The sequence below is a fragment of the Paractinoplanes durhamensis genome, assembly GCF_016862175.1.
GTDB classification, from domain to species: Bacteria; Actinomycetota; Actinomycetes; order Mycobacteriales; family Micromonosporaceae; genus Actinoplanes; species Actinoplanes durhamensis.
Window position 1 is genome coordinate 76,211 of sequence record NZ_BOML01000027.1, and the last position, 26,563, is coordinate 102,773.

Here is a 26,563-nt window from a genome sequence, read left to right on the forward strand (position 1 = left end):
CATTTGCGACAAGGAGAAAATGCGCATGGCACCACACCCACGTGCCCGCCGGTTCCGCCGGCTGGCCGGTGTCGGCGGTCTGGCCACGCTGGTCGCAGCGGGCCTCTTCGTCACCGTCACGAACGCTGAGGCCGCCACCGTCTTCAGCGCCGACTTCGAGAGCGGCAGCACCAGCGGCTGGTCGAAGTCGGGCGGCACCTGGGCAATCGTCGCCGACGGTTCCCAGGTCTTCCAGCAGTCCGACACCGGCTCCGAGCGGGCCCGCGAGTTCGCCGGCACCACCAGCTGGACGAACTACTCGGTGCAGGCCCGGGTGAAGGCCACCTCGTTCGCCTCGACCAGCGGCGTGGTGTCGCTGGCCGCCCGGGCCGCCGGCGCCACCAAGATGTACCGGCTGTCGCTGACCGGCGGCAACAAGGTGCAGCTGGAGACCATGAACGGCAGCGCGATCACGGTGCTGGGCAGCCTCAGCCAGACGATCTCGACCAGCACGTTCTACACGCTGAAGCTCACCGTCAGCGGCTCGACGATCAGCGGCACGGTCAACGGCACGAGCGTCGGCAGCGCCACCGACAGCACGATCAGCGCCGGGCGGATCGGCCTGCTGACCGAGTACGCGTCCGGGCGCTTCGACGACATCGTGGTGGACGACGGCGGCGGTTCGACGCCGACGACCTCGCCGACCACGACCCCGACCACCGCGCCGACCACGACTCCGACCACGGCCCCCACGACGGCGCCGACCACCGCGCCCACGACTGCACCGCCGACCACCGGCGCGGTCTACGTCGCTCCCGGCGGCACCGACTCGGCGGCCGGCACCCAGGCGGCGCCGACCACGCTCGCCTCGGCGGTCACCCGGATCGCGGCCGGCGGGACGATCTACATGCGCGGCGGCACCTATTCCTACTCGGCGACCCAGACCATCGCGGCGGGTAACAACGGCACGTCGAGTGCGCTCAAGACGCTCACGGCGTACCCCGGCGAAACTCCGGTCTTGAATTTCTCGGCGCAAGCCGAGGACACGGCGGCGCGCGGTCTTGCCCTCAACGGCAACTACTGGCACCTGTACGGGCTCGTCGTGGAGCGGGCCGGTGACAACGGCATCTTCGTGGGTGGCAGCAACAACGTCATCGAGCGCACGGTGACCCGCTTCAACCGCGACACCGGCCTGCAGCTGTCCCGGATCGCCTCGGACACGCCGAACAGCCAGTGGCCGGCGAACAACCTGGTGCTCTCGGCCGAATCGCACGACAACGCTGACTCCGACGGCGAGGACGCGGACGGCTTCGCCGCGAAACTCACCGTCGGCAGCGGCAACATTTTCCGGTACGCCGTTTCACACAACAACATCGACGACGGCTGGGACCTCTACACCAAGACCGACACCGGCGCGATCGGCGTCGTCACCATCGAGGACTCACTGTCCTACAACAACGGCACCCTGTCCGACGGCTCGCAGGCCGGCGCCGGTGACCGCAACGGCTTCAAGCTGGGCGGCGAGGACATCGCGGTGAACCACGTCGTGCGCCGCAGCTTCGCGGTGAACAACGGCCACCACGGCTTCACCTACAACAGCAACCCCGGCTCGATGACCATCGCGAACAACGTGGCCGTCAACAACGCGGAGCGCAACTTCAGCTTCGACGCCGGCACCTCGACGTTCACCAACAACACCTCGTGCCGTACGACCGGCAGCACGAACGACCGGATCGTCGGCACCGCGGACAGCACCAACCAGTTCTGGTCCGGCACCAACGGATCCCGCTGCTCCGCCTACACCGGCGCGCTGACCTGGTCCTTCGACTCGGCCGGCAAGCTCGTCGTGAAGTTCGGCGGCGTGGTCGCCACCCCGTAACGCCCTTCAGTGGCCGGGACGGGGCATCGTGGCCCCGTCCCGGCCATCAGCTTGACGCTCCATGACTGCCATCTCTCGCCGCCGGTCGCTGCTGCTGGGCGCCACCGGGCGCGGTCTCGCGGTGCACTGCAACCCGGCGCCGCGATGGCTGCCACCCCGTCGGACGGGTCCGGCTTCGTCCTGGCGGCCCTAAGGCTTGTCCTCGGACCGCTGCTCGTAGCCGACCACCTCGGCATCCTTCTCGACCTGGCCCAGCCGCTGGCGGACCCGGACGTCAGCGTCCTTCATACCGGTCCGGCGCACGCCGATCACCTTTCCGCTGAGGCGGCGGACGCGCTGCACGATCGAGATCTGCTCGCGCCCGGTATCCTCCGCCGGGCGCATCGCCCGCCGGACCTCGATCGCCGCCATCAGCACGACGGCCGCACCGAGTGCCGCCGCGATCCAGACGTTCCGGTCGTCGGTGATCACGTTGGTCAGGAGCCCGACCACGGCACCCAGCACCACCGAGGCCGCAGCCGCGGAGCCGTGCGAGATCTTACGTTTCGTCGTCATACACACCGCCGTCGTCGAAGAATCGGACGTCGAGAACCGCGACGCCGCGGTCCGTGCCGACCAAGAGCAACTCGCGCTCGGTGAACTGCATGGATGTCGCCTCGGTGCCGAGGTCGATCGACAGGGTCTGCAGCCCGTTCTCGAAGATCGAGATGGACCAGTCCTTCCCCTGGGCCGCCACGAGAATGCGGCCGGCGAAATCCCGGGCGGCCACCGACACCGCGCCGGCGAACGGGACCGCCGGTTGGGGCGGCGGCGGCAGGTCGTCGAACGGCGCGTGGAACTCGATCATCTCCCGGGTCGCGGTCACCAGGAGGGTGCGGCCGGAGAACGCGAAGAACTGCGCCGCTTCGACCCGGCCCAGCCCCGCGTTCGCGGCCCGCATCAGTGGCCGGCCCGACGCCGCGTCCCAGAGCCAGACCAGGCCGCCCTTGTCGATGCAGGCCACGATGGTGTGGCTGTCGTCGTCATCCCGGGAGTCCTGCTGGTAGAGGAAGCACATCGCGGCGAAATCGGTGAAGCCGGCCAGGGCGCGGCCGAACCGCAGCCCGGTCTCCAGGTCGAACATGACGATGAAGTTGTAGTCCGCTGCTGCCAGCACCGACCGGCCGAGAACCGTACCGACCCGGAGTTCGTCGACGTCGAAATAGGTTCCCCCGGCCATACCGAACGACCTGGTGATCATCATGTATCCGCCGGCGCGTCCGCCGATCGCGTCATCCGCGATCTTCGGGAACGGGTCGATGCCGTCGGTGCCGAGCGCATCGGTGAGCACGTGGGCGCCGTGCCCGTCGGCCAGCGACCGGACGACGATGTCGCCCGCCTCGGCGTGGATCAGGTACACGTCCGTCCCCGCGTGCCAGATGGTCACCGCGGACGTCCCCACCACCCGGCTGAGCTGGTCGTCGTCCTCGCCGCCGACGTCGAGCCAGACCCGAACCGTCCGGTCGCGGCTGACCGATCCCACGACCGGACGGCCGGCGGCGAGCCCGGCGCAGACTCCGGTCACCGCGCTGCTGTGCCCCTCCAGATTGCGCAGCCGCCGGCCGGACGAGATCTCCCACACCCGGACCGCATTGTCGAAGCCGCCGGTCACCAGAGTGCCGGGTTCGGGGCCGGCCACCATCGTGGTCAGGCCGCCGGGGTGGGCCCCGAGCGGCCCGAGAACCAGGGAACGCGTCGCGATGTCCCAGATCCCGAAGTGGCCGACGCCCGCGTCGTACGCGATGTGGGTGGAACCGGGACCGCCGATCGTCGCGACGCTCCACAGCGGCTCGTCGAGGTCGACATCGCGTTCGAGGTCGGCCCCCGTCCGCACGTCGTGGACCTTCATGCCGAAGGTCCCGGTGGAGACGGTGACCAGATTTCCGTCGAGCAGCGTGAGATCCACGCTGATGACGACGGTGCGTTGAGCGTGGAACGGCTCCGCCACCGGCCGCATCGTCGCGGCATCCAGAACCAGCAGATCGCCGTTGTGGCGTCCCGCGGCGATCAGCGTGGCGTCGCCGATCCGCACCGCCCGCAGCGCCGACACGCCGGCGTCCCCGTCGAGGCGGTGGATCGTGGCTTCGTCCGCGCCGACGTCCCAGACCTCGATCTCGTTCGTGTCGCCACCGGCGATGATCACACCGCTCGGCACGCCGGGCAAGCTGGTCATGCACCTGATCGGCGTGCACGCGGACTGGCGCGGCGGTGCGGCCGGCTCACCGGCGATCGGGTCCCACACCCGCTGCACGCCGGCCGCGTCGCCCGACACGATCAGGTCCCGGCCGTCGGAGGTGAGGAGCGTGACCGCGGTGATGTCGCTGCGGTGGCTGCCGAGAACGGCGTACCCACCCGGGGTGCGCCAATAGGTCCAGAGCTGCCGCCAGGCCAGGTCGATCGTTCGCGCCAGCACGTCGGCGAACCCGTTCTCGCCGAGCCGCTGCGCATGCATGGCGAGGTAGGCGCCGGCCACCTCGGCGGGCTGGTTCCGCATCCAACTCACCGCGGTGCGATAGATCTTCGCGTACGGACGGACCGCCGGCTCGGCCGAGCGAGAAGTGGCCGCCAGCAGCCGGTCGGGCTGAGCGGCGACGAGATAGAGCGGATCGCCGACCAGCGTGCCGAGGCGGCTCGACCGGACGGCGTGGGTGGCCATGAACTGCCGGACGTACGGCGGCGCCGCGAGCCACCGCCGGGCAAGCCCGTACGCCCGGACCGTACGGTCCACGAGTTCGCCGTTCAGCCGGTCGCTGTCGAGGTAGCAGTCCGGGTGGTCGCGCGCCGTCTCCGCCGACACCACGAAGTCCCCGAGGCTGCCGTGATAGAGCCGGTAGCCGGACTCGGACCGTTCGAGGTACGGCGCCAGCCACTCCAGCGCCTGCTCCACCCAGTGCGGTTCGAACGGCAGGCCGGCGAGCGACCGGATGGTGGCCGCGGAGACGCTCGCCTGGGCGATCGCCAGCATCCCCAGCACCGGCCGGCAGAGCGCCGGCCAGGCCGGCGTGAAACCCGGGGGCACCGGCACCATGACGTCCTCCACCATCGCCCGGGTCCGGCCGATGAAGAAGGCGTAGAGGGGCCGCAGGCCGTTCGGAATGCTGTCGAGGGTGCGGGTCAGGTAGTCCTCGGCGCTCTCCGACCGCAGTAGATCCAGCTGGCGGAACAGCATGGCCAGATAAAGGATGTTGCCGTCCGCCTTGGCGACCAGACGGCGTTCGAGCGACGGCCGGCCCGGCAGCGCGGCCCTGGTGTACGCCAGCAGATCGTCCTGGACCCGGTCGGCGTTCACGCCGAAGGCGACTTCGGCCAGTTCCGCTGCCCGGGCCCGACGGAACTGCCGGACCGCGGGTCCCCCGGCCCGGCAGGTGATCACGAACTTGACGTTCGGCGGCAGGTCGGCCGCCGTGGACAACCAGCTGAGAATTGTGTTCTCCGGCTGGACCCCGGCGTTGGCGTCCCGGTCGTCGACCGCATCCACCAGAACGACGATGGGCTCCCCCGCGGCGGCCCGGCCCGGCTCCGACAACGCCATCTCGCACAGGGTGGCGAGGTCGAGCAGCCTGGGCTCGAGGTTCAGGGAGCGGATCCGGAGGCCGACGATCTCACCGGACGCCGTCCCGGCCTTCTGCTTGACCGAGAACGCCACCTTCCGAAACGGAGACACGGAGACCTCATCGATCGAGATCCCCACCATCTGGCCGGACTCCGCCACCTCGTCGGCCTGCTGTTCCACCCGGATGTCAGGCCCCTGGCCCGCGAAGAGTTCCGGCCGGCGAACTGCCAGCTGATGCCCGGCGGCCAGCAACAGCGATCGGGCATCGCCACTCGCCAGGGGCGTGATGCTGTCCCAGCGGATGAAGTACCGGAGCCACGACGGGTTGGTGCGGGCCAGCCGGGCGACGATTCCGGTCTTGCCCGCGCCCGGTTCGCCGGTGAGCAGCACGAAACGGCAGTTCTCGTCGTGCAGCGGACCGGTGAGGGCCTCCGAGAGCCACGGGCGTTCGACGAAGCGGGGGTCGTCCACATAGCGGGAGACCAATGACTCGAAGAACAGATCCTCAACCGGTCCGGTCACAGAACCCCCACGGTGACGCCACGGGACTGCCTCAACCGGGAGCGTTACACACTTTGATCAACTGAGCAACGGGAGGGTTCAACCAGGTAAATGTCCAGGTTGGACGGTGTCAGGCCGCCGGGCAGAGAGCCTTCCTGGTGGCGGCCACCACCTTGGCCGCGGTGCCCTTGTCGACGTCGAAGCGCGTGGCGGCGTTCTTGGCCAGCTCGGCGTCGGTCTTCTTCTGTTCGATGTCCAGGCAGATGGTCTTGCCGTTGTCGAGGGCGGCGGCCTGGTTCGTGCCCAGCTTCGGGTCGATCGCCTTCAGGGCCGCCACGTACGAATCCGCGTCGCCGGCCGCTGCAGCCCGCTTCGCGGCCGCCTCCGACGCACCGGGGTCGACCACCGGGACCTGCGGCTGGGCGGCGGAGCCGGGATCGCCGGCACTGCTGCTGCAACCGGCCAGCGCGATCAGCGCGACCCCGACCACCATGAACTGCCGTGCGTTCACCACTGCCTCCAGACTTCGATGCGGGTGAATGTACCAGCGGGTAGGGCCATCGGGTAGGGATCGCGTGGGCCAAACCTAAAGGGTTTAGGTTAGGGGCATGGCGCGTGCGAACCTGAGTTCCGTGGTGGTGATCGAGGCGGCGGCGGACCTTGCCGACCGGGAGGGGTTTGCCGCGGTCACGCTGTCGGCGCTGGCCCGGCACTTCGGGGTGCGGACCGCCAGCCTCTACACGCACGTCCGTGATCTGTCCGCGCTGCTCGACTCGGTGCATGAGCTGGCTCTCGGCGAGCTTGCCGACCGGATCGCGGTCGCGGTCGCCGGGCGCTCGGGGCGGGAAGCGCTCGTCGCGCTCGCCGACGCGCAGCGTGACTACGCCCGGCAGCGGCCCGGGCGGTGGGCCGCCCTCCAGCGGCCGGCCGCCACCGCGCCGGCCTCGGCCGCCCGGCTCGTCGCGCTCACCTGGGCGGTTCTCCGCGACTACCGGCTCCCCGACGCCGAGCTCGTGCACGCCACCCGGCTTCTCGGCGCGACCGTCAACGGCTTTCTGTCGCTCGAGGCGTCCGGCAACTTCGGGCACCGCGGGCCCACCACCGACGTCTCCTGGCGGCGCGCGATCGACGCGCTCGACACCGCCCTGCGCACCTGGCCCACCGAAGGGAACCCAGCATGACCATCAACTCCGAGCTTCTGCGCGGCGCCGCCGACGTCGAGGTCACCGATCGCGGCGTACGGCCGCACCGGCTGCCCGCCTGGGTGCGGCAGCAGTTCCCGGACGGCCAGCTGCTGTCGATGGAGAGCCAGCCCTCGGGCGTACGGGTGGTGTTCCGCACCTCGGCCCGCCGGGTCGAACTGGTCACCCACGCGACCCGGATCGCCTACCTGGGCGCCGACCGGCCGCGCGGGCGCATCGACGTCTACGCGGACGGCGAGCTCGTCCTGCGCGACGTGCTCGACGGCGGCGACCGGATCACGGTCGACCTGACCACGGGGCAGACCGCGGTCGAGCCGGGTGAGCCGCACACGACGACGGTGGCGCTGCCGGGCGAGCCGCGCCGGATCGAGATCTGGCTGCCGCACAACGAGGCGGTCGAGCTGATCGAGCTGCTGGCCGACGCGCCGATCGAGCCGGACGGCACCGCCCTGCCGCGGTGGGTGCATCACGGCAGTTCGATCAGTCACGGCTCGAACGCGGTCGCGCCCAGCGAGATCTGGCCGGCCGTCGCGGCCCGCCGGGCGGGCGTCGAGCTGCGCAATCTCGGCCTGGGTGGCAGCGCGCTGGTCGATCCGTTCCTGGCCCGGGTGATCCGGGACGCGCCGGCCGACTTCATCAGCGTCAAGCTCGGCATCAACGTCGTCAACCACGACGCGATGCGGTTGCGGGCGTTCGTGCCGGCCGTGCACGGCTTCCTCGACACGATCCGGGACGGCCACCCGAACACCCCGCTCGTCCTCATCTCGCCGATCTTCTGCGGCATCCACGAGGACACCCCGGGCCCGGGCTCGATCGACCCGGCCTCGATCGGCACCGGCCAGGTGCGGTTCACCGCCACCGGGAATCCGGCCGACATCGCGCAGGGGCGCCTCACCCTCGAGGTCATCCGGCGCGAGCTGCGCTCGCTGGCCGAGCGGCGATCCGGCGACAAGCAGCTGCATTTTCTTGAGGGTCTCATGTTGTACGGGCCGGACGACGCGGCCGCGCTCCCGTTGCCGGACGACCTGCACCCGGGTCCGGAAGCGCACCGGCTCATCGGCGACCGGTTCGCCGACTACGCCTTCACCGGCTCCGGGCCGTTCGCCGGCTGACGGCGCGCGCTGCCCAGCCGGACCGCCGAGATGAGGAAGAGGATGCCGCCGCCGATGGCGTAACCGGCCACGCCGCTCAGCGCGGCGCCGTCCTGGCCCGCCTGCAGGATGAACGTCGAGCCGACCAGCGCGGAGACCGCCCCACTGATGATCATCGGCCACTGGCCGCCCAAGCGGCGGCGGGTGACCCCGACGAACAGCTGGATCAGGCCGGACAGGATCGCCCACGCGCCCCACACGCGCAGCACCGCGGGGATGCCGGAGGCGGCGGCCAGGCCCACGCCGACCGCGGCGAGCAGGCTGATCGCAATGTTGACGTAGAGGCCGGCCGCCCGTGACGACCGGGCGTCGACGACCGCGGCGGCCACGTCGACCAGCGGGTAGAGCACCAGCAGGGTGACCGCGAGCGGGCCGAGCTCGGTGGCGGTGGTGAACATCGCGAGGGCCCAGAGGATGGCGAAGCCGAAGCGGGCGAAATACAGCCGACGCAGGGCGGGGGCGATGCCGGAGGTGGTCACGGGTGATCCTTCCGAGAGCCGAGAGAGAACGAACGTTCTGTCTCGGCCAACGATGACAGGCGCCGCTCGACGAGTCAAGACCGAACGTTCTATCCGCTAACATGGCGGCATGACGAGCAGCGCGACCGAGCGGCGGCCGTCCGAGGCGCGGCTGCGGCTGCTCACCACGGCCGGCCAGATCTTCTACACCGAGGGCATCCACGCGGTCGGGGTCGACCGGATCATCGCCGAGGCCCAGGTCACCCGGGCCACGTTCTACCGGCACTTCCCCGGTAAGGAGGATCTCCTGCTCGCCTATCTGGCCGAGGCCGACCGGGGCATCCGCGAGCCGATCGAGGCACTGCTGGCCGGAGATCCGCCGGCGGCCGACGCCGTGCGCGCCATCGCGGCGGCGATCGCGGCCGGCATCCAGTCCCCCGGGTTCCGCGGGTGCGCCTTCCTGAACGCGGTGGCCGAGTATCCGGATCCTGCCCACCCCGTACACAAAGCGGTTTTGGCTCATCGGCAGTGGTTCTTCGACACGGTGAGTGCCCTGCTGGCCGGGCCCGCCGCGCGGCAGTTCGTCATGTTGCGCGACGGCGCGATGGCGGCCGGCTGCATCTCCGACGCGGCGCTGGTCTGCGAAACCTTCCTTAGTGGAGTCGACGGGCTGATCGGCGCGTAAGGTCACCCGCATGCTCGAGACGCAACGCGAGAGAGTGCCGCTGGACGACGGCGGCGAGCGGGACACGGCGCTGGCTTTCCTGACGTTCGCGCGGTCCTGCGTGCTGAAGAAGATCGATGGGCTGGACGACGAACAGCTGCGCCGGCGCCTGGTGGTGTCGGACACGACGCTGCTCGGGCTGGTGCAGCACCTGACCGACGCCGAGCGGTACTGGTTCGGGCACATCCTGGCCGGCAATCCGCGCTGGGCCGGCGTCGACTTCGACATGGTGGTCGCCCCGGAGCGGACCACGGCCGAGGTCATCGGCGCCTACCGGGTGTCGATCGCCGAGAGCGACGCCCACATCGCGGCGCTGAAAAGCCTCGACGCCCGCACCGCGACTCCGGTGCATGGCGAGGCGCGCACGCTCCGGTGGGTGGTGGCGCACCTGACCAGCGAGACCGTTCGGCATGCCGGGCACGCCGATATCCTGCGGGAACTCATCGACGGGGTGACCGGGCGCTGATCGCCCACGTGGCGGAAACGCCGCTTTCGTAGCATCGTCGCAGTCATGAGACGTTCTCGTGCTTGGCGGACCGTGATCGCCGCGGCGGCGCTCGCCACCCTGGCGGCGTGCAGTGGATCTTCTTCCGACGGCGCCGCGCCCTCGTCCAGCGGCGGAAGCTGGGCGGGCGGCCCGTCTTCGTCCGGCCCGGAAGCGTCCGCGAGCGCGCCCGCCGGGAAGCCGGTGCACGTGCGGCTGTTCCAGGCGGACGGGACCACCTGGGGTGTCGGCATGCCGATCATCGCCTACCTGTCGGCCAAGATCACCGATGCGCACGAGTTCGTGGCGGCCACCGCGGTCACCGTCAACGACGCACCGGCCGGCGGCGCCTGGTATTTCCAGAAGTCCGCGATCTACGCCGGCTACCCGATCGAGGCGCACTACCGGACCGAGAAGTACTGGCCGGCGCACGCCAAGATCCATATGGACCTCGCGACCAAGGACCGGTCGGCCGGCACCGGGCTGGTCTTCGACAACAGCCTCACGCTCGACATGTCCACCGGCGCCGCCAACATCAGCAAGATCGACGGGAAGTCCGAGCGGATGACCGTCACCTCCGACGGCAAGCAGGTGTTCAGCTTCCCGGTCTCGCTCGGCAAGGCCAGCACGCCCACATTCGGCGGCACCAAGATCGTGATGGAGAAGGCGAAGGTCCAGCGGATGACCGGCGCCGGCTACGACCTGAAGGTGCCGTGGTCGGTGCGGATCACCAACTCCGGCGAGTTCGTGCACGCGGCCAGCTGGAACGGCGGCAACATCGGCCAGCGCAGCACCTCGCACGGCTGCACCAACCTCACCGTCGCCGACGCCCAGCGCTTCTTCAACTTCGCGCAGGTCGGCGACGTGACCGTCTACACCGGCACCGGCGGGCCGACCATGCCGAGCTGGGACGGCTACGGCGACTGGAACCTCGCCTGGGGCACCTGGCAGGCCGGCGGCGTCCTGCGGACTACCTGATCCGGCCCAGGATCTCGGCGAGCATCTCTGGCGCGGTGGCGAAGTTGATGCGGACGAATGAAGCCGTGTGCGAAGCGAAGTCGAGGCCGCGGCCGAGCCGTACACGTGCGTGCTCCTCCAGGAATGTCGCCGGGTCGGCGCCGAACGGGCCGCCGGCGCAGTCGAGCCAGGCCAGGTAGGTGCCCTCCGGGGCGCGGTAGCCGGTGTCCCACGGCAAGGTCGCCGCCCAGGCCGACACCCGGTCGCGGTTGGCGGTCAGGGTGGTGAGCAGGCCGTCGAGCCAGTCGTCGGCCTCGCGCCAGGCGGCGACCGTGGCGACCCGGCCGAGGATGCCGGGCTCGCCGAACCAGTCGAGCGGGAATCTCTCCAGGGCGGCACGGATGGCCGGTGGCCCGATGTGGGCGACCGCGCAGCGCAGCCCGGCGATGTTGAAGGCCTTGGTGGCCGAGGTGGCGGTGACGGTCCGCGCGGCGGCGTCGGGGCTCAGCGACGCGAACGGCACGTGCCGGTGGCCGGCGTAGACGAGGTCGGCGTGGATCTCGTCGGCCAGCACCGTCAGGTCGTGTTCCTCGGCCGCCGCGGCCAGCGCGGACAGCTCGGCCCGGGTGAGCACCCGGCCGGTCGGATTGTGCGGGTTGACCAGCACCAGCATGGTGCAGCCACGCAGATCGGGCAGCTCCTCGCCGACGGTCAGCGGAACGATCCGGCGCCCGGCGCGGGCGATGCTGGCCAGGAACGGCGGATAGTTCGGCACGTGCACGGCGATGCCGTCGCCGGGGGCGGTGGCCGTCTCGATCATCACCTGCAGAATCTGGATGAGGTCGGTGAACAGCCGCGCCCGGCCCGGCTCCGGGGTCCAGCCGTGCCGGGCGGCCATCCGCTCCTCGAACGCGGCCAGCACCGGATCGCCGCCGGGGAAGTGCGGATAGCCGAAGTCGGTGACCTCGTGCAGGCGGCGGCGGATCACCGGCGCGACCGGGAAGTCCATGTCGGCCACCCAGGCACCGAGCGTGCCGGCGGGCAGGGCGCCCCACTTCACGCCGTAGCCGGAGCGCAGCCGGGCGGTGTCGGCGGTCGGGTCGAAGGTGGCGGTCACGACCGCGCTCCGGCCCGGATCGCGTCGCGGAGGATCTCCATCTGCCCGTGGTGCTGGGCGAGCTCCTCGTAGACGTGGAACAGCGCACCACCGCGGGTCAGGCCGCGCGCCGGACCCTGGAACGAGCTGACCGGGACGGCGTGCAGTGGGGCATCCGGGTCGGCGGCCAGCACGTCGGCGGCGAGCTGCTCGCGGGCGGCCTCGACCCGCGCCAGCAGCGGGGCGACCGGGCCGGACGCAGTGAACTCTGCGGCGCGGTCGCGGGTCACCTCCCGGCCGGAGACCAGCGCGCCGGCCCAGTAACCGACCACGCCCAGGCAGTGGGTGAGCAGTGCATACGCCGAGTTCGCGCCGGGCAGCGGCCGCACGTTGGCCAGGTCGTCGCCGAGCTCCGCGACGATCCCGGCCATGCCGTCGAGTGCCCGGCCGGCGAAATACAGATAGTCGTCCCTGGATATCACCACTACCCCCCTCTTCGTCGTCACCGGCTTAGCAGGTGACGCAGCAACCTTGCCGGGCCGCCGTGTCACCTGTCAAGGTGGTGACGTGGATTTCGTCTTCGTCAGCGGCAACCTCGCCCTCGACCTGGTCGGCACGCTGAAGTGGCGGCGCACCGAGCCCGAGGAGGGCCTGGCCACGCCGGCCGACGCGGTCCGCTGGGCGGTCGCCGCCGGGCTGCTCACCACTCCCCCGGCGGCCGGCGCCGACGAGCTGGAGCGGCTGCGTTCACTGCGCGAGGCGCTGTATCGGCTGGTGATGGGCGGTGCCGGCCCCGGCGACCTGACGACGGTCAACGCGGCCGCGGCCCGGGCCCGTACGTCAGTGGTCCTCACCGCCGCGGGAACACAGCGCACCGGAACCCTCGACGCGGTCGCCGCCGAGGCGGCCCGCGCCGGCATCGACCTGCTCGACCTGATGTATGCGGGCGCCGACGTGCGGCTGCGCGAGTGCGAGCGCCCGGCCTGCACCCGGGTCTTCCTCGACCGGTCGCGGGCCGGCACCCGCTCCTGGTGCGGCATGGCCGAGTGCGGCAACCGGGTCAAGGCCCGGGAGTACCGCGCCCGCAAAGCTGCTCGCTGAGTGTGCAACCTTTTGGCGTCGTCACTCGTCTTGATGCACATGACATCGGGAGAGGCGGCTCATGGCTCGCGGTGACGAGGAGTTCGTGGAGTTCGCCGAGGCGAGTTCGGCGCGGCTGCAGCGCGCCGCCTACCTGCTCACCGGCGATCCGCATCAGGCCGAGGAGGCCGCCCAGGCCACCCTGGTGCGGGTCTACGCGGCCTGGGGGCGAATAAGACACGGCGACCCCTATGCGTACGCCCGGACGGCGCTCGCCAATCTGGTCCACGATCAGTGGCGGCGCCCGATGCGTGAATACGCGACCGAGGTCATGCCCGAGCAGCAGGCGCCGCGCGACGTGGCCGACGACGTGACCCGGCGCCGCTGGCTGATCAGCGCCCTGCGACGGCTATCTCCGCAGGAACGCACGGTGATCGTGCTGCGGCACCTGTTCGACGCGAGCGAGACCGACGTGGCCCGCGACCTCAATCTGCCGCTCGGCACGGTGAAAAGCCTGAATTCCCGGGCCCTGGCCAAATTGCGCACTTCCCACCTCGACATGGAATTAGGGGCACGGCGATGACCGACCTGGACGAGTTGAAGCACGCCATGGATGCGCCACCGGACTTCGAACCGGTCGTGCTCGACCTGCACCGCGTGATGGTGGCCGGCCGGCGGGTGCGCCGCCGGCGGAGGGCGGCCGGAGCGGCCGCGTCCGGGGTGGCGGTGGCCGCCCTGCTGGTGGTCGGCGGGCAGCTGATGAGCCCGGCCGGCACCGGCGCGATCGACGCGGCCGGTTACTCGGCGCCGTCCGGTGCCGTGCCGTCGGCCATCAATTCCTCGGCGCCCGGCATCCTCGGCCGAGTGGTGGAAACGGGCCGGCAGATCGACGGCAAGCAGTGGATCATCTATGCCGAGACGGTCGACCCCGACCAGCTCAACCTGAACCTCACGCTCGTCCTCGGGCGCACCAGGACCGGCTACATCAACGACTTCACCAAGGACATCATCAGCAGCGACCAGGGCGCGACACGGATGGCCGAGGGCTTCCACGCGGTCAAGGCCGGGACGGTGATCGACGGCCGGACCACCCCCACGTTCGGCTACTACAAGGGCGAGCCGGCCCGGATCACCGCGCGGGTCACCGGCAGCGGAAAGACGGTGGAGGCGCACCTGACGGCGTGGAGCGGCTTCGCCCCGACCGAGAAGGCGCAGATCTTCTGGTTCGACTTCACCCAGGGCCAGGCGCCCGCGCAGTTGACCGACCTGACCGCCTACGACCGGGACGGGAAAACGCTGGGATAGGTGACGAAGGCGAACTGCCGGGAGTCCGGCGACCAGCTGTTGACGTTGATGGTGCCCTGGCCGCCGGGCAGTTCGACGAGCGTCCGGGGCGCGGGTGCCAGCAGCCGCAACTCGACGGTCAGGTCGGCCGGATGGCCCTCGGTGCCGGGCGGGAAGCTCAGGTAGACGGTGTGCCGGCCGTCCGGGGCGAGGTGCGGGAACCAGTTGACCCGCTCGTCGAAGGTGAGCTGCTGCACCCCTGACCCGTCCGGGCGGATCCGGGCGATCTGGGCGTGGCCGTCGAAGCTCTCGGTGTTGAAGTGGATCCACTCACCGTCCGGCGAGTACTCGGGGCCGTCGTCCCGGCCGCCCGGCTCGGTCAGCCGGGTGTCGTGGGTGCCGTCGGTGCCGATCGTGCGGATGGTCCCGGAGGTCCAGTCCTGGTTCTCGATGCCGACGTAGGCGAGGGTCGTGCCGTCCGGGCTGACCCCGTGCAGGAAATGCATCCGGGTGTCGTCGGCGGTCACCCGGCGCACGGCGCCACCGCGGAGCGGCGCCTGGTAGAGGTGCCCGTCGTTGGCGGACACGAAGATGGTGGTGCCGTCCGGGGCCAGGACGTGGTCGTTGTTCAGCTCGGGGAGGCCGTCGAACGCGATCCGCTCCGGCGGCGACGACCCGTCGGCCGGCAGGCGCCACAGCAGCCCGTCGCCGTTGAGGATCAGGTCGCCGCCGGCGGTCCAGTTGGGCGCTTCGAGGAGCACGGTCTCGTCGGTGTGCACCAGCGCGGTCGCGCCGGTGGCGACGTCGTACGTGTGCACCTCGCATCGCTGACCGTCGGCGAGTTTCCGGGCGTACGCCATCAGATCGCACCCAGCTGACGCCGGGCCTCGTCGATGGTGGCCAGAATGCTGATCATCTCGCCGTGCGGGTGCAGCGGCGACTCGGTGCGCTGCTCGCCGACGTAGCCCGCGAAGGCGGTCGCCTCCCAGGACAACCCGCCGAAGCCGGCGATCCCGGTCTCGTCCTGCCAGGTGGTGGTGTCGGTGCCGAAGTCGTTGCCGGCGAGGATGAACCCGGTCGGCGCGTGGAACGGCGCCGCGATCTCGATCCGCGCCCGCGACCCGCAGATCGCCGCGGCGGCCGGCGTCCGGGTGATCATCGAGGTGGTCAGCACCGACTGCTCCCCCGTGCGGTAACCGGTGAGGACGGTGGCGTAGGCGTCCACCCCGCTCTCGGCCAGGCCACCGGTCGCCACGATCGATGCCGGCGTGCCGCGGACCATCGAGTCGAGCTGGATCGGATAGATGCCCATGTCGAGCAGCGCGCCACCGCCGAGGTCGGGCCGGCTCAGCCGGTGCTCCGGGCCCGGGTTGATGGCCTGGCCGAGGTCGGCGCGCACCGAGCGGATCTCGCCCAGCACACCGTCCCGCAGCAGTTCCCGGATGATCAGCGACTGCGGCTGATAGCGGCTCCACATCGCCTCCATGACGAACACCCCGGCGTCGCGGGCCGCGTCGACCAGCTTGCGGGCGTCGGCGGCGGACGTCGCGAACGGCTTCTCGATCAGCACATGCTTGCCGGCCGCGATCGCCGCCAGCCCTTCCGCCAGGTGCTCGGCCGGCGGCGAGGCGACGTAGACGGCGTCGAGCTCCGGCGCGTCGAGGAACGCGGCCCGGGACGCATAGGCCCGCTCGACGCCGAAGCCCGCCGCGAACCGGTCGGCGCTCTCCTGGCTCCGCGACCCGACCGCGGTGACCAGCTGCCGGGTGTGCGCCCGCAGCGCCTGGGCGAACTCGCCGGCGATCCAGCCGGTGCCGAGGATGCCCCAGCGCAGCACCGGCTCCCCGCGGCCGGCGTGGAAGAGAACGGGTTCGGGCAGCGTCGAGGGCATCATGACACCAAAACCTATCACTGGTAAGTTCCGTTCATCAGTACGCTACCTCGGAACCTCTCGCCCAAGGGAGCCCAGCGCCGCGAGGAGATCCTGGCCGCCGCCATGGCCGAGATCCGCGAGCAGGGCTACCGCTCGACGTCGCTGCGCGGCATCGGCCGGGCCCTCGGCGTGCAGCCGGCCCAGATCCTGCACTACTTCGCCTCCCGCGAGGAGCTGCTGGAGACCGTGCTCCGCCGCTGGGACGACGAGAGCGAGCAGGTCCTGGCCGCGGCCGGCCGGCCGTTCCTCGACGTCTGGCCGGAGATCGTGCGGCAGAACACGACGGTGCCGGGCTTCGTCAACCTCTACACCTCGCTCGCCGCCGAGGCGACCGATCCGGCCCACCCCTCGCACGACTTCTTCCGGGCCCGGTTCCGGCGGGTGCGGGACCTCATCGCCGGCGACCTCGCCGCCCGGCAGGTCCGGGACCCCGAGCGGGCCGCGTTGCACCTGGTCGCCTTCTCCGACGGGCTGCAACTGCAGTGGCTGGTCGACCGGTCGATCGACCTGGCCGCGGAGCTGACTTACGAGATAGCCCGGCTCGACTCAACGACCTGACCGGCAGTGCCTACCAGAAGCTCGGCGACCGCCACCAGCTGCGCGACGTTTTCCCAGCCGACTCAGCGTGACCGGCTGAACCCGCGGCCCTCCCGGCGGAGCTGGGACGGGGTCAGGCGGCGCAGCATGCTCCACGGCGGTTCGCTGAGACGCCGGCGGCGGTGACCGCGGTCCCATCCGGACGGCGGGCGGACCAGGCGGCGCGGTCCGGTGGTGTCGGCAAGACGCGGCATCTTCATATAGGTGATCCCCCGGTCTGATGTCTCGGGCGAGCCCGACGCTACGCGGAGAGGCCGCCGGCGTCGATCGGTTATCGCCGCCCGTTTTGTCCGGCCGGACGGGCCAACCGATCAGGAAACGAGAAGTTTCCACGGAGGGGCGCAACTAGCGTTCTCGGCAGACAGAGCGAGAGCAGACACCGCGAAAGAGGAACACTCATGAATCAGGGCATCAAGACCGTGCTGCACCCGGTTGCCGACCTGGCCAAGGCCAAGGCCGTCTACGCCGCGCTGCTGGAGACCGAGCCGTCGGCGGACAGCGAGTGGTACGTCGGCTTCGACGTCGCCGGCCAGCACATCGGCCTGGTGCCGGGCGGCGGCCCGCAGGGGCTCACCTCCCCCGCCGCCTACTGGCACGTCGACGACATCGAGGCGAAGCTCGCCGAGGTCACCGCGGCCGGCGCGACCGTCAAGGACAAGCCGAACGACGTCGGAGGCGGCCGGCTCGTCGCCTCGTTCACCGACGCCGACGGCAACGTGCTGGGGCTGGTCCAGGACGCATGACACCCGCCGCCCGCTCCCGCGCGCAACGCCGCCTCGACACCGAGCGGCGGCTGACCGAGGACGTCGACCTGTGGGTGGCCACCGCCTCCCCGGACGGCGAGCCCTGGCTGGTTCCGCTCTCTTTCGAGTGGGACGGCGAGACGCTGCTGCTGGCCACCTCGATCACCGGCCCGACCGGCCGTAACCTGGCCGCAGGGTCGTTCCGGCTCGGGCTGGGCGCGACCCGGGACGTGGCTATGATCGATGGCGAGGTCGAGGTCCTCGAGATGGACGCGTTGCCGCGGGAGCGGGGCGACCGGTTCGCCGCACACACCGGCTTCGACCCGCGCGGGTTGCCGGCGTTCCGCTGGTTCCGGGTGACCCCGCGCCGCGTGCAGGCCTGGCGTGAAGAGAACGAACTGGCCGGCCGCGACCTGATGCGCGACGGCCGGTGGCTGACCTAGACAAGCAGCAACCAGGGGGATAACGACCGATGCACGAGGCCGACAGCCACGACCTGATCCGCGTGCACGGTGCGCGGGAGAACAACCTGAAGGACGTCAGCATCGAGATCCCGAAGCGCCGGCTGAGCGTCTTCACCGGGGTGTCCGGCTCGGGCAAGAGCTCGCTGGTGTTCGACACGATCGCGGCCGAGTCGCAGCGCATGATCAACGAGACGTACAGCGCGTTCGTCCAGGGCTTCATGCCGACCCTGGCCCGGCCGGACGTGGACGTCCTCGAAGGCCTGACCACCGCGATCATCGTGGACCAGCAGCGGATGGGGTCCGACCCGCGGTCGACGGTGGGCACCGCGACCGACGCGAACGCGATGCTGCGCATCCTGTTCTCCCGGCTCGGGAAGCCGTACATCGGATCGCCTCAGGCTTTTTCCTTCAATGTCGCCTCGGTTTCCGGCGCGGGGGCCGTGACGGTCTCCAAGGGCGGCCAGACGACCAAGGAGCGGCGCACGTTCAGCCTGGTCGGCGGCATGTGCCCGCGCTGCGACGGGCGCGGCGCGGTCACCGATTTCGACCTCACCGAGCTGTACGACGCGAGTAAGTCGCTGAACGACGGCGCGATCACCATCCCGGGGTACAGCATGGAGGGCTGGTTCGGCCGGATCTTCCGCGGCTGCGGCTTCTTCGACCCGGACAAGCCGGTCGCCAAGTACACCAAGAAGGAACTGCACGACCTGCTCTACAAGGAGCCGACGAAGGTCAAGATCGAGGGCATCAACCTCACCTACACCGGCCTGATCCCGAACATCCAGAAGTCGATGCTGTCCAAGGACATCGACGCGCTGCAGCCGCACATCCGCGCGTTCGTCGAGCGGGTCGTCACGTTCACGACCTGCCCCGAGTGCGACGGCACCCGGCTCAGCGAGGCGGCCCGCTCCGCGAAGATCAAGGGCATCAGCATCGCCGACTGCTGCGCCATGCAGATCAGCGACCTGGCCGAGTGGGTCGGCGGGCTGTCCGAGCCGTCGGTGGCGCCGCTGCTCGCGTCGCTGCGGCACACCCTCGACTCGTTCGTGGAGATCGGCCTCGGCTACCTCTCGCTGGACCGGCCGTCGGGCACGCTGTCCGGCGGTGAGGCGCAGCGCACCAAGATGATCCGGCACCTGGGATCGGCGCTCACCGACGTCACGTACGTCTTCGACGAGCCGTCGATCGGCCTGCACCCGCACGACATCCAGCGGATGAACGATCTGCTCAAGCAGTTGCGGGACAAGGGCAACACGGTGCTGGTGGTCGAGCACAAGCCGGAGATGATCGCGATCGCCGATCACGTCGTCGACCTCGGCCCGAAGGCGGGTACCGAGGGCGGCCAGGTCATGTTCGAAGGCACGGTCGCGGGGCTGCGCAAGAGCGGCACCCTGACCGGACGGCACCTCGACGACCGGGCTTCCCTCAAACCGGACGTGCGCAAGGCGACCGGTTCGTTGCCGATCCGCGGCGCGTCGATGCACAACCTGCAGGACGTCGATGTCGACGTCCCGCTCGGGGTGCTCGTCGTGGTCACCGGGGTGGCCGGCTCGGGCAAGAGCTCGCTCATCCACGGTTCCCTGGCCAAGAACGACGACGTCGTGTCGGTCGACCAGACGCCGATCCGCGGGTCCCGGCGGAGCAGCCCCGCAACGTACACCGGGCTGCTGGAACCGATCCGCAAAGCGTTCGCCAAGGCCAACAACGTCAAACCGGCGCTGTTCAGCGCGAACTCCGAGGGCGCCTGCCCGAACTGCAACGGCGCCGGTGTGACCTACGTCGACCTCGGGGTGATGGCCGGTGTCGCCACCACCTGCGAGGTGTGCGAGGGGCGGCGCTTCGACGACGCGGTGCTGGAATACAAGTTCGGCGGCCGCGACATCAGCGAGGTCCTGTCGATGCCGGTGGCCGAGGCGGTCGCATTCTTCGCCGACGGCGACGCGAAGACCCCGGCCGCCCACAAGATCCTCACCCACCTGGCCGAGGTCGGCCTCGGCTACGTCAGCCTCGGCCAGCCGCTCACCACCCTGTCCGGCGGCGAGCGGCAGCGACTCAAGCTGGCCACCCACATGGGCGACAAGGGCGGGCTCTACGTGCTCGACGAGCCCACCACCGGCCTGCACCTGGCCGACGTCGAGCACCTGCTCGCCCTGCTCGACCGCCTGGTCGAGGCGGGCAAGTCGGTGATCGTCATCGAGCACCACCAGGCCGTCATGGCCCACGCCGACTGGATCATCGACCTCGGCCCGGGCGCGGGCCACGACGGCGGCAACATCGTCTTCGAGGGCACCCCACGCGACCTGATCGCTGACCGGTCCACGCTGACCGGTCAGCACCTGGCCGAGTATGTGGCGGGCTGAACCGCGGCGACCAGGCGGTCGTGAATTCTGTGACACCCGGTGGGAATGGGCCCGCCAAGAGACCACGATGACGGGGTGACCGATCTCGAGGACGCTGCCGCTGTCTTCGCGGGCCTGCGGCCGCGGCTGTTCGGCATCGCCTACCGGATGCTCAGCAGCGCCACCGAGGCGGAGGACCTGGTGCAGGACGTGTGGCTGCGCTGGCAGACCACCGACCGCAGCCGGGTGGAAAATCCGGGCGCGTTCCTGGCCACGACCACCACCCGGCTCGCCATCAACGAGCTGCAGTCGGCCCGCAAGCGCCGCGAGACCTACATCGGCCCCTGGCTTCCCGAGCCGGTCGACACCAGCGCCGACCCCTACCTGGGCGCCGAGCGCGAAGAAGCCCTCGCCTTCGCTTCGCTCATGCTCATGGAGAAGCTCAGCGCGAACGAACGAGCTGCGTACGTGCTCCGGGAGGCGTTCGATTATCCGTACGCCCAGATCGCCGACATCCTGCAGTCGACCGAACCGGCGGTGCGGCAGCTGGTCAGCCGGGCGAAGAAACACATGACCGGCGAGCAACGTACGACGGTGGCCCCGGCCGCGCAGAAGGAGCTGCTCACCACGTTCCTCGCGGCGGCGCGCACCGGCGACCTGGGCGAGCTGGAGCGGCTGCTCACGGCCGGGGTGTCCAGCATCTCCGACGGCAACGGGGCGATCCGGGTGGCCCGGCGGCCGGTGGCCGGTTCCGAGCGGGTGGCGAAGTTCTACTCGGCGCTCTCCAGTTGGTACTGGGAGGGGGTGGAGATCTCGTTCGTCACCACCAACGGGCAGACATCGGCGGTGCTGCGGCGGGCCGGCAACCTCGAGGGCGTGATGACGGTGATCGCCTCCGCCGACGGCATCGAGCAGATCCTGTGGATGGCCAACCAGGACAAGATCGCCCCCTTGGTTTCCCTTCAAGGCGGTCACAAAGCTGGGTAGTGCCCGGTCAATTACGGGCATGCACGGTTTCGTGCGCGAGTTCGTCGAAGCCTGCCGGTCGTCCGACCTGGCGGGAGTTCGGGCTGCCCTGGACGAGGACGTCTTCGCGGTGGTCGACGGCCGGGGCCCGGTCTACGGCGCCACCGCGGTCACCGCGCTGGTCGGCGCCCTGCTCTGCGGCCGGCCGGACACGTCGCTGACCGTGGAGTCGGTCAACGGCGCGGACGGGCTGGCCCTCTGGCGGGCCGGCCGGGCCCTGGTGGTGGTCGCCGTCGACGCCGAGGCGGCGCTGATCACCGCCCTCTGGATCGTGGTGAGCCCGGCCAAGCTGCGCGGCTGGCAACGGCCGTGAGCCTTGTATCGGGCGACCATGGCCGGCGGCCCGCCGCCGCGGCAGCGTGGTGGTCATCCACACCGGACGCGCGGGCAGCTTCCACTACCGGTGGCGGGCCGGTGCGGCTCGAACATCCCGTCGTGGGGATGCTCGAGCCGCACTACCGGCGGCTCATCGACCCGGACCTGTCGCAGCAGTTGGTGATCTACGCGCCGGCCACGTCGTCGGCCGACCGGCTCCGGCTGCTGTCGGTCATCGGGCCAGCCACTCCCGATACGACGTCTTCACGATGACCGTGCCCTCCTTGGCGATCAGGGCGTCGCCCTTCGCGGCGGCGAACATGCCGGCCGTGTCGTCGGTGACCACGGTGCGCTTGTCGTCGTGCGCGGCCAGGGTGATCCGGCCCAGCTCGTCGAGCGGGAACACGTCCGGGCCCGCATAGTTGCGGGTGCCCAGCAGCGGGCTGCCCACGGTGACGTCGGCGACCGCCTGCGCCACCTCGGCCGACGCCATCGGCTGCACAAGCGTCGCCGGCAGGCGCACCGTGTTCTCGTCGGCGGTCCAGGACAGCACCGCGTCGACGAACTCGAAGAACTGGGTGACCCGGACCACCGAGTACGGGATCGGGCCGGCCTTGAGGATGTCCTCCTGCAGCACCTTCGCCCGGTAGTAGACCAGGTCCGGCACCAGCTCGGCGCCGACGATCGACAGGATCACGGCGTGCCCGACCCCGGCGGTCTTCGCGGCCGCCAGCATGTTGTCCATGCTCGTCCGGAAGAACGCGGGCGAGGCGTCGTCGAACGTCGGCGAGTTGCTCAGATTGACCACCGCGTCCGCCCCGGCCAGGGCTTCGGCGAGCCCCGCGCCGCTGATCAGGTCGAGGCCGCTCGACGGCGAGTGCGGCACCGCCTCGTGGCCGCCCGCGTTCAGAATCTTGACGACCTGCGAGCCGATGAGTCCGGTGCCACCGATGACAGCGATCTTCATTGTCCTGCCCTCCTGTTGGGTTCGACAGCTCAGACAGGGCAGGCGCCGGATCTGTGACAGGCCGCCGCCGGCTGTCTGATTCCGACCTCGCCGTGCGTCATTGATGCAGGGCCGGCCCGAAGGGGGCCGGGAACGGGAGGCCGAAGGTGAACCAACGCTTGGCCGCGACCGCCGTGTTCTTCGTCAACGGGCTCACGATGTCGACCTATATCGTGCGCGCCCCGTCGATCAAGGCGGCTTACCACCTCAGCGACGGGCAGTTCGGGTCGGCCGGCCTCCTGTTCGCCCTCGCGGCGCTCGCCTGCATGCAGGCGGTGGGTCCGCTGGCGGCCCGGGTGGGTGTGCGCAGGGTGCTGTGCGTGACCCTCACGGTCATGCCGCTGCTGCTGGCCGGCCTCGCCGTCGCCGGCGATCCGCGATGGTTCGTCGCCTGCACCACGATGCTGGGTGCGGTGCACGGCACCACCGATGCGGCGATGAACAGCCTTGCGGTCGCGGTCGAGCGGCGGGCCGGGCGGCCCGTCCTCAACGGCTGCCACGCGGCGTGGAGCATCAGCACGGTCGTGGCGGCATCGTCGACCGCCGCCCTGGCCCGTGTCGGCGTCGGTCTCGGCGTCCATCTGGTCGCCTCGGGCGCGCTGCTGCTGGTGGCCGGGGTGGTGGTGGGCCGGTGTATGCCGCACGTCGAAGACGCGAACGTCCGCGGCACCTCCGCGGACCGGGTCGGCGTGCGCCACGGATGGAGCCGCGCCCTGCTCACGCTCGGCCTGACCGCCACCGCGGTGATGATCTGCGAAGGTGGCGTGCTCGGATGGGGCGGCATCTTCCTGCACGACCATCGGCACGCCACCCTCACCGTTGCCGCCATCGCGATCACCGCCTACACCGGTGGACAGACCCTCGGCCGGCTCGGCGGCGATGCGATCGCCGACCGTACCGGCGGCCGCGCGCTGTTCCGGCTGGGCGCCGCGGTCGCCACCGGCGGACTCGCGATCGCGCTGCTGGTGCCGGACCCCATCACCGCGGTGGCCGGGTTCGCGGTGGCCGGGATCGGCTCGTCGGTGTTGATCCCGCTGACCTTCAGCGCCGTCGGCCGCCGGCCGGGCATACCCACGGCGACACTGGTAGCGCGCATGACGACCTTCACCTACACCGGAATTCTGCTCGCCCCGGCCCTGATCGGCTGGACGGCCGAACGGATCGGTCTCGGCCTGACGATGACCGCCCTGCTGCCTCTGATGGCCCTCGTGGCGGTGATCCCCCGGCCCTCGACCGACGACCCTGCCGAACGCCCGCAGTGACCGTCATGGATCATATGGCGGTCGCACGGGGTAGCTGGAGGTTTTGGTGGCGGTCGAGGTTCGGATTCCGGCTGGATTTGTGTCAACGGGTTGGGGCACGCCCACGGTGTGCGCCCGGCACGGCGAACCGGCCGTGGAGCACAAACGCGTGCAGTTCGTGTCGAGCGTTTCGCCGTTCGCCTATCTGCTGGTCTTGCTCGGTCTGATCGGACTGATCGTCCTGGCGATCATCATCAGCAGCAACCGGAAACAGGTCATGGCGACGGCCTGGCCGTTCTGTCCGCAGTGCCTGCAACGACGCGTGAAGTCGCTCTACGTCGGTGCCGGCGTGCTCTTCGCCGGCCTCGTCCTGTGCGTCGGGTCGGTGGCGATCTCCTCCTCGGAGGGCGCGATCGGCACCGGCCTGCTGCTCGGCATCGTGGTGCTCATCACCGGCGCGATCGCCCTGGTCCGGTCGAACTGGCCGATCGTCGCCGGCGGCCGGGTGATCGAGAGCGGACAGCGGGTCGAGTTCCGCCGCGCGCACGAGACGTTCGCCGCGCAGGCGCTGGCCGCGGAGCAGGCGGCGGCCCAGCACTACGCAGCCCAGCAGGCGGCCTACGCCGCCGCTTACGACGCACAGCAGGCCGCCGCCTACGCCGGACCACCTCCGGGCGTCCAGCCATACGCCGCTCCCGACGCGGCGGCTCCCCCGTCACCGCCGCAGCCGTCGCCCGTCGCCGACGACCCGCAGCCGGCCCCGGCCACACCTGCGGATGCCCTGTCCACGCCCGCCGCGCCGCCGGACGCTCTGGCCCCGCCGGCCGACCCGCCGCGCGCCGACCAGCCCTGATCCTCGGACTCCCCTGGTTCGCGCCGGTCGGCGGCGCGCTGTCTAGCTCGCGCTCTCCCTGGTGAAGTAGGGCTCGGCTGCCTCCAGGCGCGGCACCGGGACGCCCCGCCTGTGCGCTTCGGCCAAGGTGTCGCGGCATACCGCGCGCAGTTCCTCGGGGTTGGCGTGCGCCTCCATCACCCGGCGCATCGGCGGGAAGTGGCCGAAGAGCCAGGCGAGTACCGGGGCCGCCAGCCGGACGGGCGCCCGGTAGAGCAGGGTCTCACCGCGATGCCGGCTCAGGTCGACGTTGCGGGCCTCGACGAGTGGTAGCAGTTCGCGGGTGGCGAGCAGCGCCTCAAGGACGCTGCCCGGGTTCCCGGCCAGGCTGCCCAGCGAGCCCAGCTTCAGGCTCTGGGTGTGCAGGCCCGCGTTCTGCACGAAGTGGATCGCCAGCCAGCCGCGGAAGTCGTTGCTCTCCTGGACTCGGAAGCCGGCACCCCGGAATGCCGCGCGGACGGCCCGGTCGCGCTCGGTCGGCGCCGATCCGTCGAGCGTGCCGAAGAAGACGATGGGCAGTAGCGATCCGTGGAGCACGCCGTCGTCGCCGAAGCCGCCGCCGGCGCCGGGGAAGCCCCAGACCACCTGGCCGGGCGGGAAGGGGCTGGTCGCCTCCGCCGGCTCGGTCCAGAGGTTGTTGAAGACGAGCACCGTGGCCCCGCCCACCAGCGGCCCCAGGAACGCCGCGACCTGCGGGAAGCTGTAGTGCTGCACGCTCACCACGATCAGGTCGAAGTCGTGGTCCGGCTCCAGCGACTCGCGGTAGCGCACCGGCCACTTGTCGGTGACCCGCTGACCCCAGAACCGGCGCCGCGCGTCGAGCAGGTCGAGGTCGATCGCTTCCCCGTACTGCGCCGCGCGACCCGGCCGCACGTAGAACTCGACCTCGTGCCCGGCCCGCTCCAGGGCCCACCCGTACATCGCGCCGATCACGCCACGGCCGAACATCAGGATCTTCACGCCGCCACCTTATGGCTAGAATCGGAGACAATCTCCACTTCCAAAATATGGAGACAGTTTCCGTTTGTCAAAGTGAGGCCCGCCGTGACCACCGCCAAGCCGCTCCGAGCCGACGCCCGGCGCAACCGCGACGCCCTGCTCACCAAGGCCCGCGAGCTCTTCGACGGCGGCTGCTTCAACCTGCGCTTCGACGACTTCGCCAAGCTGGCCGGCGTGGGCATCGGCACCCTGTACCGCCACTTCCCCACCCGCGAGGCCCTGGCCGAGGCGGTCTACCACGAAGAGATCGTCGCGATGTGCGCCCGAGCCCAGGAGCTACAGGCCACGCTCCCCGCCGACGAGGCGCTGGCAGCCTTCCTCCGCGGTTTCGTCACCCACCTGGACACCCACCGCGGCTTGGCCCAGACCTTGAGCACGCTGACGGCCACCCGCTCCGAGGCATTGACCGAGGGCGGCCAGGCCTTGGGCGAGGCCGTGGCCGGACTGCTTAACGCCGCCGCCGAGGCCGGCGCCATCCGCAACGACGTGGGCGCCGGCGCCGTCATGATGGCCTTGCACGGTATCTGCGCCGCCTATGACCAACCCGAATGCCTGACCGACGCGGACGGCGTCATCACTCTCGTCCTCGACGGCCTCCGCCGACGATGAGCACGACGGCGG

The 26,563-nt window shown here is 70.8% G+C and carries 29 protein-coding genes; 18 read left to right on the forward strand and 11 right to left on the reverse strand.

Annotation, left to right across the window (positions count from 1 at the left end; all coding sequences use genetic code 11):
* Positions 1 to 25: 25 nt before the first annotated feature.
* On the forward strand, positions 26 to 1,858 hold the full coding sequence (locus tag Adu01nite_RS16040) for a right-handed parallel beta-helix repeat-containing protein (RefSeq protein WP_203727656.1): 1,833 nt from the start codon (positions 26 to 28) through the stop codon (positions 1,856 to 1,858).
* A gap of 189 nt (positions 1,859 to 2,047) precedes the next feature.
* Here Adu01nite_RS16040 and Adu01nite_RS16045 read toward each other — a convergent pair whose 3' ends face one another.
* From Adu01nite_RS16045 to Adu01nite_RS16055, 3 genes are all read right to left on the reverse strand, one after another.
* Positions 2,048 to 2,413: a hypothetical protein gene (locus Adu01nite_RS16045; RefSeq protein WP_203727657.1), complete on the reverse strand. Its 366-nt coding sequence runs from the start codon at positions 2,411 to 2,413 to the stop codon at positions 2,048 to 2,050.
* Positions 2,397 to 5,972 carry a hypothetical protein gene (locus Adu01nite_RS16050; protein WP_203727658.1) on the reverse strand — a complete coding sequence of 1,192 codons (3,576 nt, stop codon included), beginning with the start codon at positions 5,970 to 5,972 and terminating at the stop codon, positions 2,397 to 2,399. Before Adu01nite_RS16050 ends, Adu01nite_RS16045 begins: the two co-directional genes overlap by 17 nt.
* 109 nt (positions 5,973 to 6,081) lie before the next feature.
* Positions 6,082 to 6,462 carry a DUF732 domain-containing protein gene (locus Adu01nite_RS16055; RefSeq protein WP_203727659.1) on the reverse strand — a complete coding sequence of 127 codons (381 nt, stop codon included), beginning with the start codon at positions 6,460 to 6,462 and terminating at the stop codon, positions 6,082 to 6,084.
* Positions 6,463 to 6,559: 97 nt separating this feature from the next.
* Here Adu01nite_RS16055 and Adu01nite_RS16060 point away from each other — a divergent pair, with 97 nt between their 5' ends.
* Positions 6,560 to 7,132: a TetR/AcrR family transcriptional regulator gene (locus Adu01nite_RS16060; RefSeq protein WP_203727660.1), complete on the forward strand. Its 573-nt coding sequence runs from the start codon at positions 6,560 to 6,562 to the stop codon at positions 7,130 to 7,132.
* Positions 7,129 to 8,265 (forward strand): GDSL-type esterase/lipase family protein, encoded by a 1,137-nt coding sequence (locus Adu01nite_RS16065; RefSeq protein WP_203727661.1) that lies wholly within the window; start codon positions 7,129 to 7,131, stop codon positions 8,263 to 8,265. The genes Adu01nite_RS16060 and Adu01nite_RS16065 overlap by 4 nt, the downstream gene beginning before the upstream one ends.
* On the opposite strand, the gene Adu01nite_RS16070 is transcribed toward Adu01nite_RS16065, so the two are convergent.
* Positions 8,229 to 8,783 (reverse strand): hypothetical protein, encoded by a 555-nt coding sequence (locus Adu01nite_RS16070; protein ID WP_203727662.1) that lies wholly within the window; start codon positions 8,781 to 8,783, stop codon positions 8,229 to 8,231. The genes Adu01nite_RS16065 and Adu01nite_RS16070 overlap by 37 nt on opposite strands.
* Before the next feature lie 109 nt (positions 8,784 to 8,892).
* On the opposite strand from Adu01nite_RS16070, the gene Adu01nite_RS16075 reads away from it, so the two are divergent.
* The 3 genes from Adu01nite_RS16075 to Adu01nite_RS16085 are packed head-to-tail and all read left to right on the forward strand — an operon-like array spanning position 8,893 to position 10,948.
* Positions 8,893 to 9,447, forward strand: a complete 555-nt coding sequence (locus tag Adu01nite_RS16075) for a TetR/AcrR family transcriptional regulator (protein WP_203727663.1) — start codon at positions 8,893 to 8,895, stop codon at positions 9,445 to 9,447.
* A 10-nt stretch (positions 9,448 to 9,457) separates the two neighbouring features.
* Positions 9,458 to 9,952, forward strand: a complete 495-nt coding sequence (locus Adu01nite_RS16080; protein ID WP_203727664.1) for a DinB family protein — start codon at positions 9,458 to 9,460, stop codon at positions 9,950 to 9,952.
* Positions 9,953 to 9,997: 45 nt separating this feature from the next.
* Positions 9,998 to 10,948: a L,D-transpeptidase gene (locus tag Adu01nite_RS16085; protein WP_203727665.1), complete on the forward strand. Its 951-nt coding sequence runs from the start codon at positions 9,998 to 10,000 to the stop codon at positions 10,946 to 10,948.
* Here Adu01nite_RS16085 and Adu01nite_RS16090 read toward each other — a convergent pair.
* Both Adu01nite_RS16090 and Adu01nite_RS16095 read right to left on the reverse strand, forming a co-directional pair.
* On the reverse strand, positions 10,941 to 12,044 hold the full coding sequence (locus Adu01nite_RS16090) for a MalY/PatB family protein (protein ID WP_239132450.1): 1,104 nt from the start codon (positions 12,042 to 12,044) through the stop codon (positions 10,941 to 10,943). The genes Adu01nite_RS16085 and Adu01nite_RS16090 overlap by 8 nt on opposite strands.
* The gene (locus Adu01nite_RS16095; protein WP_239132451.1) at positions 12,041 to 12,508 is read right to left on the reverse strand and encodes a DinB family protein; all 468 of its coding nucleotides are present in this window, start codon (positions 12,506 to 12,508) and stop codon (positions 12,041 to 12,043) included. The genes Adu01nite_RS16090 and Adu01nite_RS16095 overlap by 4 nt, the downstream gene beginning before the upstream one ends.
* An 82-nt stretch (positions 12,509 to 12,590) precedes the next feature.
* Here Adu01nite_RS16095 and Adu01nite_RS16100 point away from each other — a divergent pair, with 82 nt between their 5' ends.
* From Adu01nite_RS16100 to Adu01nite_RS16110, 3 genes are all read left to right on the forward strand, one after another.
* The gene (locus Adu01nite_RS16100; protein ID WP_203727666.1) at positions 12,591 to 13,124 is read left to right on the forward strand and encodes a CGNR zinc finger domain-containing protein; all 534 of its coding nucleotides are present in this window, start codon (positions 12,591 to 12,593) and stop codon (positions 13,122 to 13,124) included.
* 61 nt (positions 13,125 to 13,185) lie between these two features.
* Positions 13,186 to 13,686, forward strand: a complete 501-nt coding sequence (locus tag Adu01nite_RS16105) for a SigE family RNA polymerase sigma factor (protein WP_203727667.1) — start codon at positions 13,186 to 13,188, stop codon at positions 13,684 to 13,686.
* Entirely contained in the window at positions 13,683 to 14,408 is a 726-nt protein-coding gene (locus Adu01nite_RS16110; RefSeq protein ID WP_203727668.1) for a hypothetical protein, read from the forward strand. The genes Adu01nite_RS16105 and Adu01nite_RS16110 overlap by 4 nt, the downstream gene beginning before the upstream one ends.
* On the opposite strand, the gene Adu01nite_RS16115 is transcribed toward Adu01nite_RS16110, so the two are convergent.
* Both Adu01nite_RS16115 and Adu01nite_RS16120 read right to left on the reverse strand, forming a co-directional pair.
* The gene (locus tag Adu01nite_RS16115) at positions 14,378 to 15,247 is read right to left on the reverse strand and encodes a TolB family protein (RefSeq protein WP_203727669.1); all 870 of its coding nucleotides are present in this window, start codon (positions 15,245 to 15,247) and stop codon (positions 14,378 to 14,380) included. The two genes, Adu01nite_RS16110 and Adu01nite_RS16115, sit on opposite strands and share 31 nt — an antisense overlap.
* Positions 15,247 to 16,281, reverse strand: a complete 1,035-nt coding sequence (locus Adu01nite_RS16120) for a Gfo/Idh/MocA family protein (protein WP_203727670.1) — start codon at positions 16,279 to 16,281, stop codon at positions 15,247 to 15,249. Before Adu01nite_RS16120 ends, Adu01nite_RS16115 begins: the two co-directional genes overlap by 1 nt.
* Before the next feature lie 90 nt (positions 16,282 to 16,371).
* Between Adu01nite_RS16120 and Adu01nite_RS16125 the strand changes: the two genes are divergently transcribed.
* Positions 16,372 to 16,878: a TetR/AcrR family transcriptional regulator gene (locus Adu01nite_RS16125; RefSeq protein ID WP_275414661.1), complete on the forward strand. Its 507-nt coding sequence runs from the start codon at positions 16,372 to 16,374 to the stop codon at positions 16,876 to 16,878.
* Positions 16,879 to 16,940: 62 nt separating this feature from the next.
* On the opposite strand, the gene Adu01nite_RS16130 is transcribed toward Adu01nite_RS16125, so the two are convergent.
* On the reverse strand, positions 16,941 to 17,117 hold the full coding sequence (locus Adu01nite_RS16130) for a hypothetical protein (protein ID WP_203727672.1): 177 nt from the start codon (positions 17,115 to 17,117) through the stop codon (positions 16,941 to 16,943).
* Positions 17,118 to 17,315: 198 nt separating this feature from the next.
* On the opposite strand from Adu01nite_RS16130, the gene Adu01nite_RS16135 reads away from it, so the two are divergent.
* The 5 genes from Adu01nite_RS16135 to Adu01nite_RS16155 all read left to right on the forward strand — a co-directional run bounded on the left by Adu01nite_RS16135 (position 17,316) and on the right by Adu01nite_RS16155 (position 21,802).
* On the forward strand, positions 17,316 to 17,660 hold the full coding sequence (locus tag Adu01nite_RS16135; protein ID WP_203727673.1) for a VOC family protein: 345 nt from the start codon (positions 17,316 to 17,318) through the stop codon (positions 17,658 to 17,660).
* Positions 17,657 to 18,103 (forward strand): pyridoxamine 5'-phosphate oxidase family protein, encoded by a 447-nt coding sequence (locus tag Adu01nite_RS16140; protein ID WP_203727674.1) that lies wholly within the window; start codon positions 17,657 to 17,659, stop codon positions 18,101 to 18,103. The genes Adu01nite_RS16135 and Adu01nite_RS16140 overlap by 4 nt, the downstream gene beginning before the upstream one ends.
* 29 nt (positions 18,104 to 18,132) lie before the next feature.
* Positions 18,133 to 20,484, forward strand: coding sequence for an ATP-binding cassette domain-containing protein (locus Adu01nite_RS16145; RefSeq protein ID WP_203727675.1), 2,352 nt, complete (start codon positions 18,133 to 18,135; stop codon positions 20,482 to 20,484).
* 75 nt (positions 20,485 to 20,559) lie between these two features.
* Positions 20,560 to 21,450: a sigma-70 family RNA polymerase sigma factor gene (locus tag Adu01nite_RS16150; protein WP_239132452.1), complete on the forward strand. Its 891-nt coding sequence runs from the start codon at positions 20,560 to 20,562 to the stop codon at positions 21,448 to 21,450.
* Positions 21,451 to 21,469: 19 nt separating this feature from the next.
* Positions 21,470 to 21,802: a sigma-70 family RNA polymerase sigma factor family protein gene (locus Adu01nite_RS16155; protein WP_203727677.1), complete on the forward strand. Its 333-nt coding sequence runs from the start codon at positions 21,470 to 21,472 to the stop codon at positions 21,800 to 21,802.
* A 234-nt stretch (positions 21,803 to 22,036) separates the two neighbouring features.
* On the opposite strand, the gene Adu01nite_RS16160 is transcribed toward Adu01nite_RS16155, so the two are convergent.
* The gene (locus tag Adu01nite_RS16160; protein WP_203727678.1) at positions 22,037 to 22,771 is read right to left on the reverse strand and encodes an SDR family oxidoreductase; all 735 of its coding nucleotides are present in this window, start codon (positions 22,769 to 22,771) and stop codon (positions 22,037 to 22,039) included.
* A 146-nt stretch (positions 22,772 to 22,917) separates the two neighbouring features.
* On the opposite strand from Adu01nite_RS16160, the gene Adu01nite_RS16165 reads away from it, so the two are divergent.
* Together Adu01nite_RS16165 and Adu01nite_RS16170 are read left to right on the forward strand one after the other, a co-directional pair.
* Positions 22,918 to 24,072: an MFS transporter gene (locus Adu01nite_RS16165; RefSeq protein ID WP_203727679.1), complete on the forward strand. Its 1,155-nt coding sequence runs from the start codon at positions 22,918 to 22,920 to the stop codon at positions 24,070 to 24,072.
* 133 nt (positions 24,073 to 24,205) lie between these two features.
* Complete coding sequence (locus Adu01nite_RS16170; RefSeq protein ID WP_203727680.1) at positions 24,206 to 24,904, forward strand: hypothetical protein; 699 nt, start codon at positions 24,206 to 24,208, stop codon at positions 24,902 to 24,904.
* 42 nt (positions 24,905 to 24,946) lie between these two features.
* Here the strand turns inward: Adu01nite_RS16170 and Adu01nite_RS16175 are convergent, their stop codons facing one another.
* Positions 24,947 to 25,903 (reverse strand): ketopantoate reductase family protein, encoded by a 957-nt coding sequence (locus Adu01nite_RS16175; protein ID WP_203727681.1) that lies wholly within the window; start codon positions 25,901 to 25,903, stop codon positions 24,947 to 24,949.
* An 84-nt stretch (positions 25,904 to 25,987) separates the two neighbouring features.
* Here Adu01nite_RS16175 and Adu01nite_RS16180 point away from each other — a divergent pair, with 84 nt between their 5' ends.
* The gene (locus tag Adu01nite_RS16180) at positions 25,988 to 26,551 is read left to right on the forward strand and encodes a TetR/AcrR family transcriptional regulator (RefSeq protein ID WP_203727682.1); all 564 of its coding nucleotides are present in this window, start codon (positions 25,988 to 25,990) and stop codon (positions 26,549 to 26,551) included.
* The last annotated feature ends 12 nt before the right edge of the window (positions 26,552 to 26,563 follow it).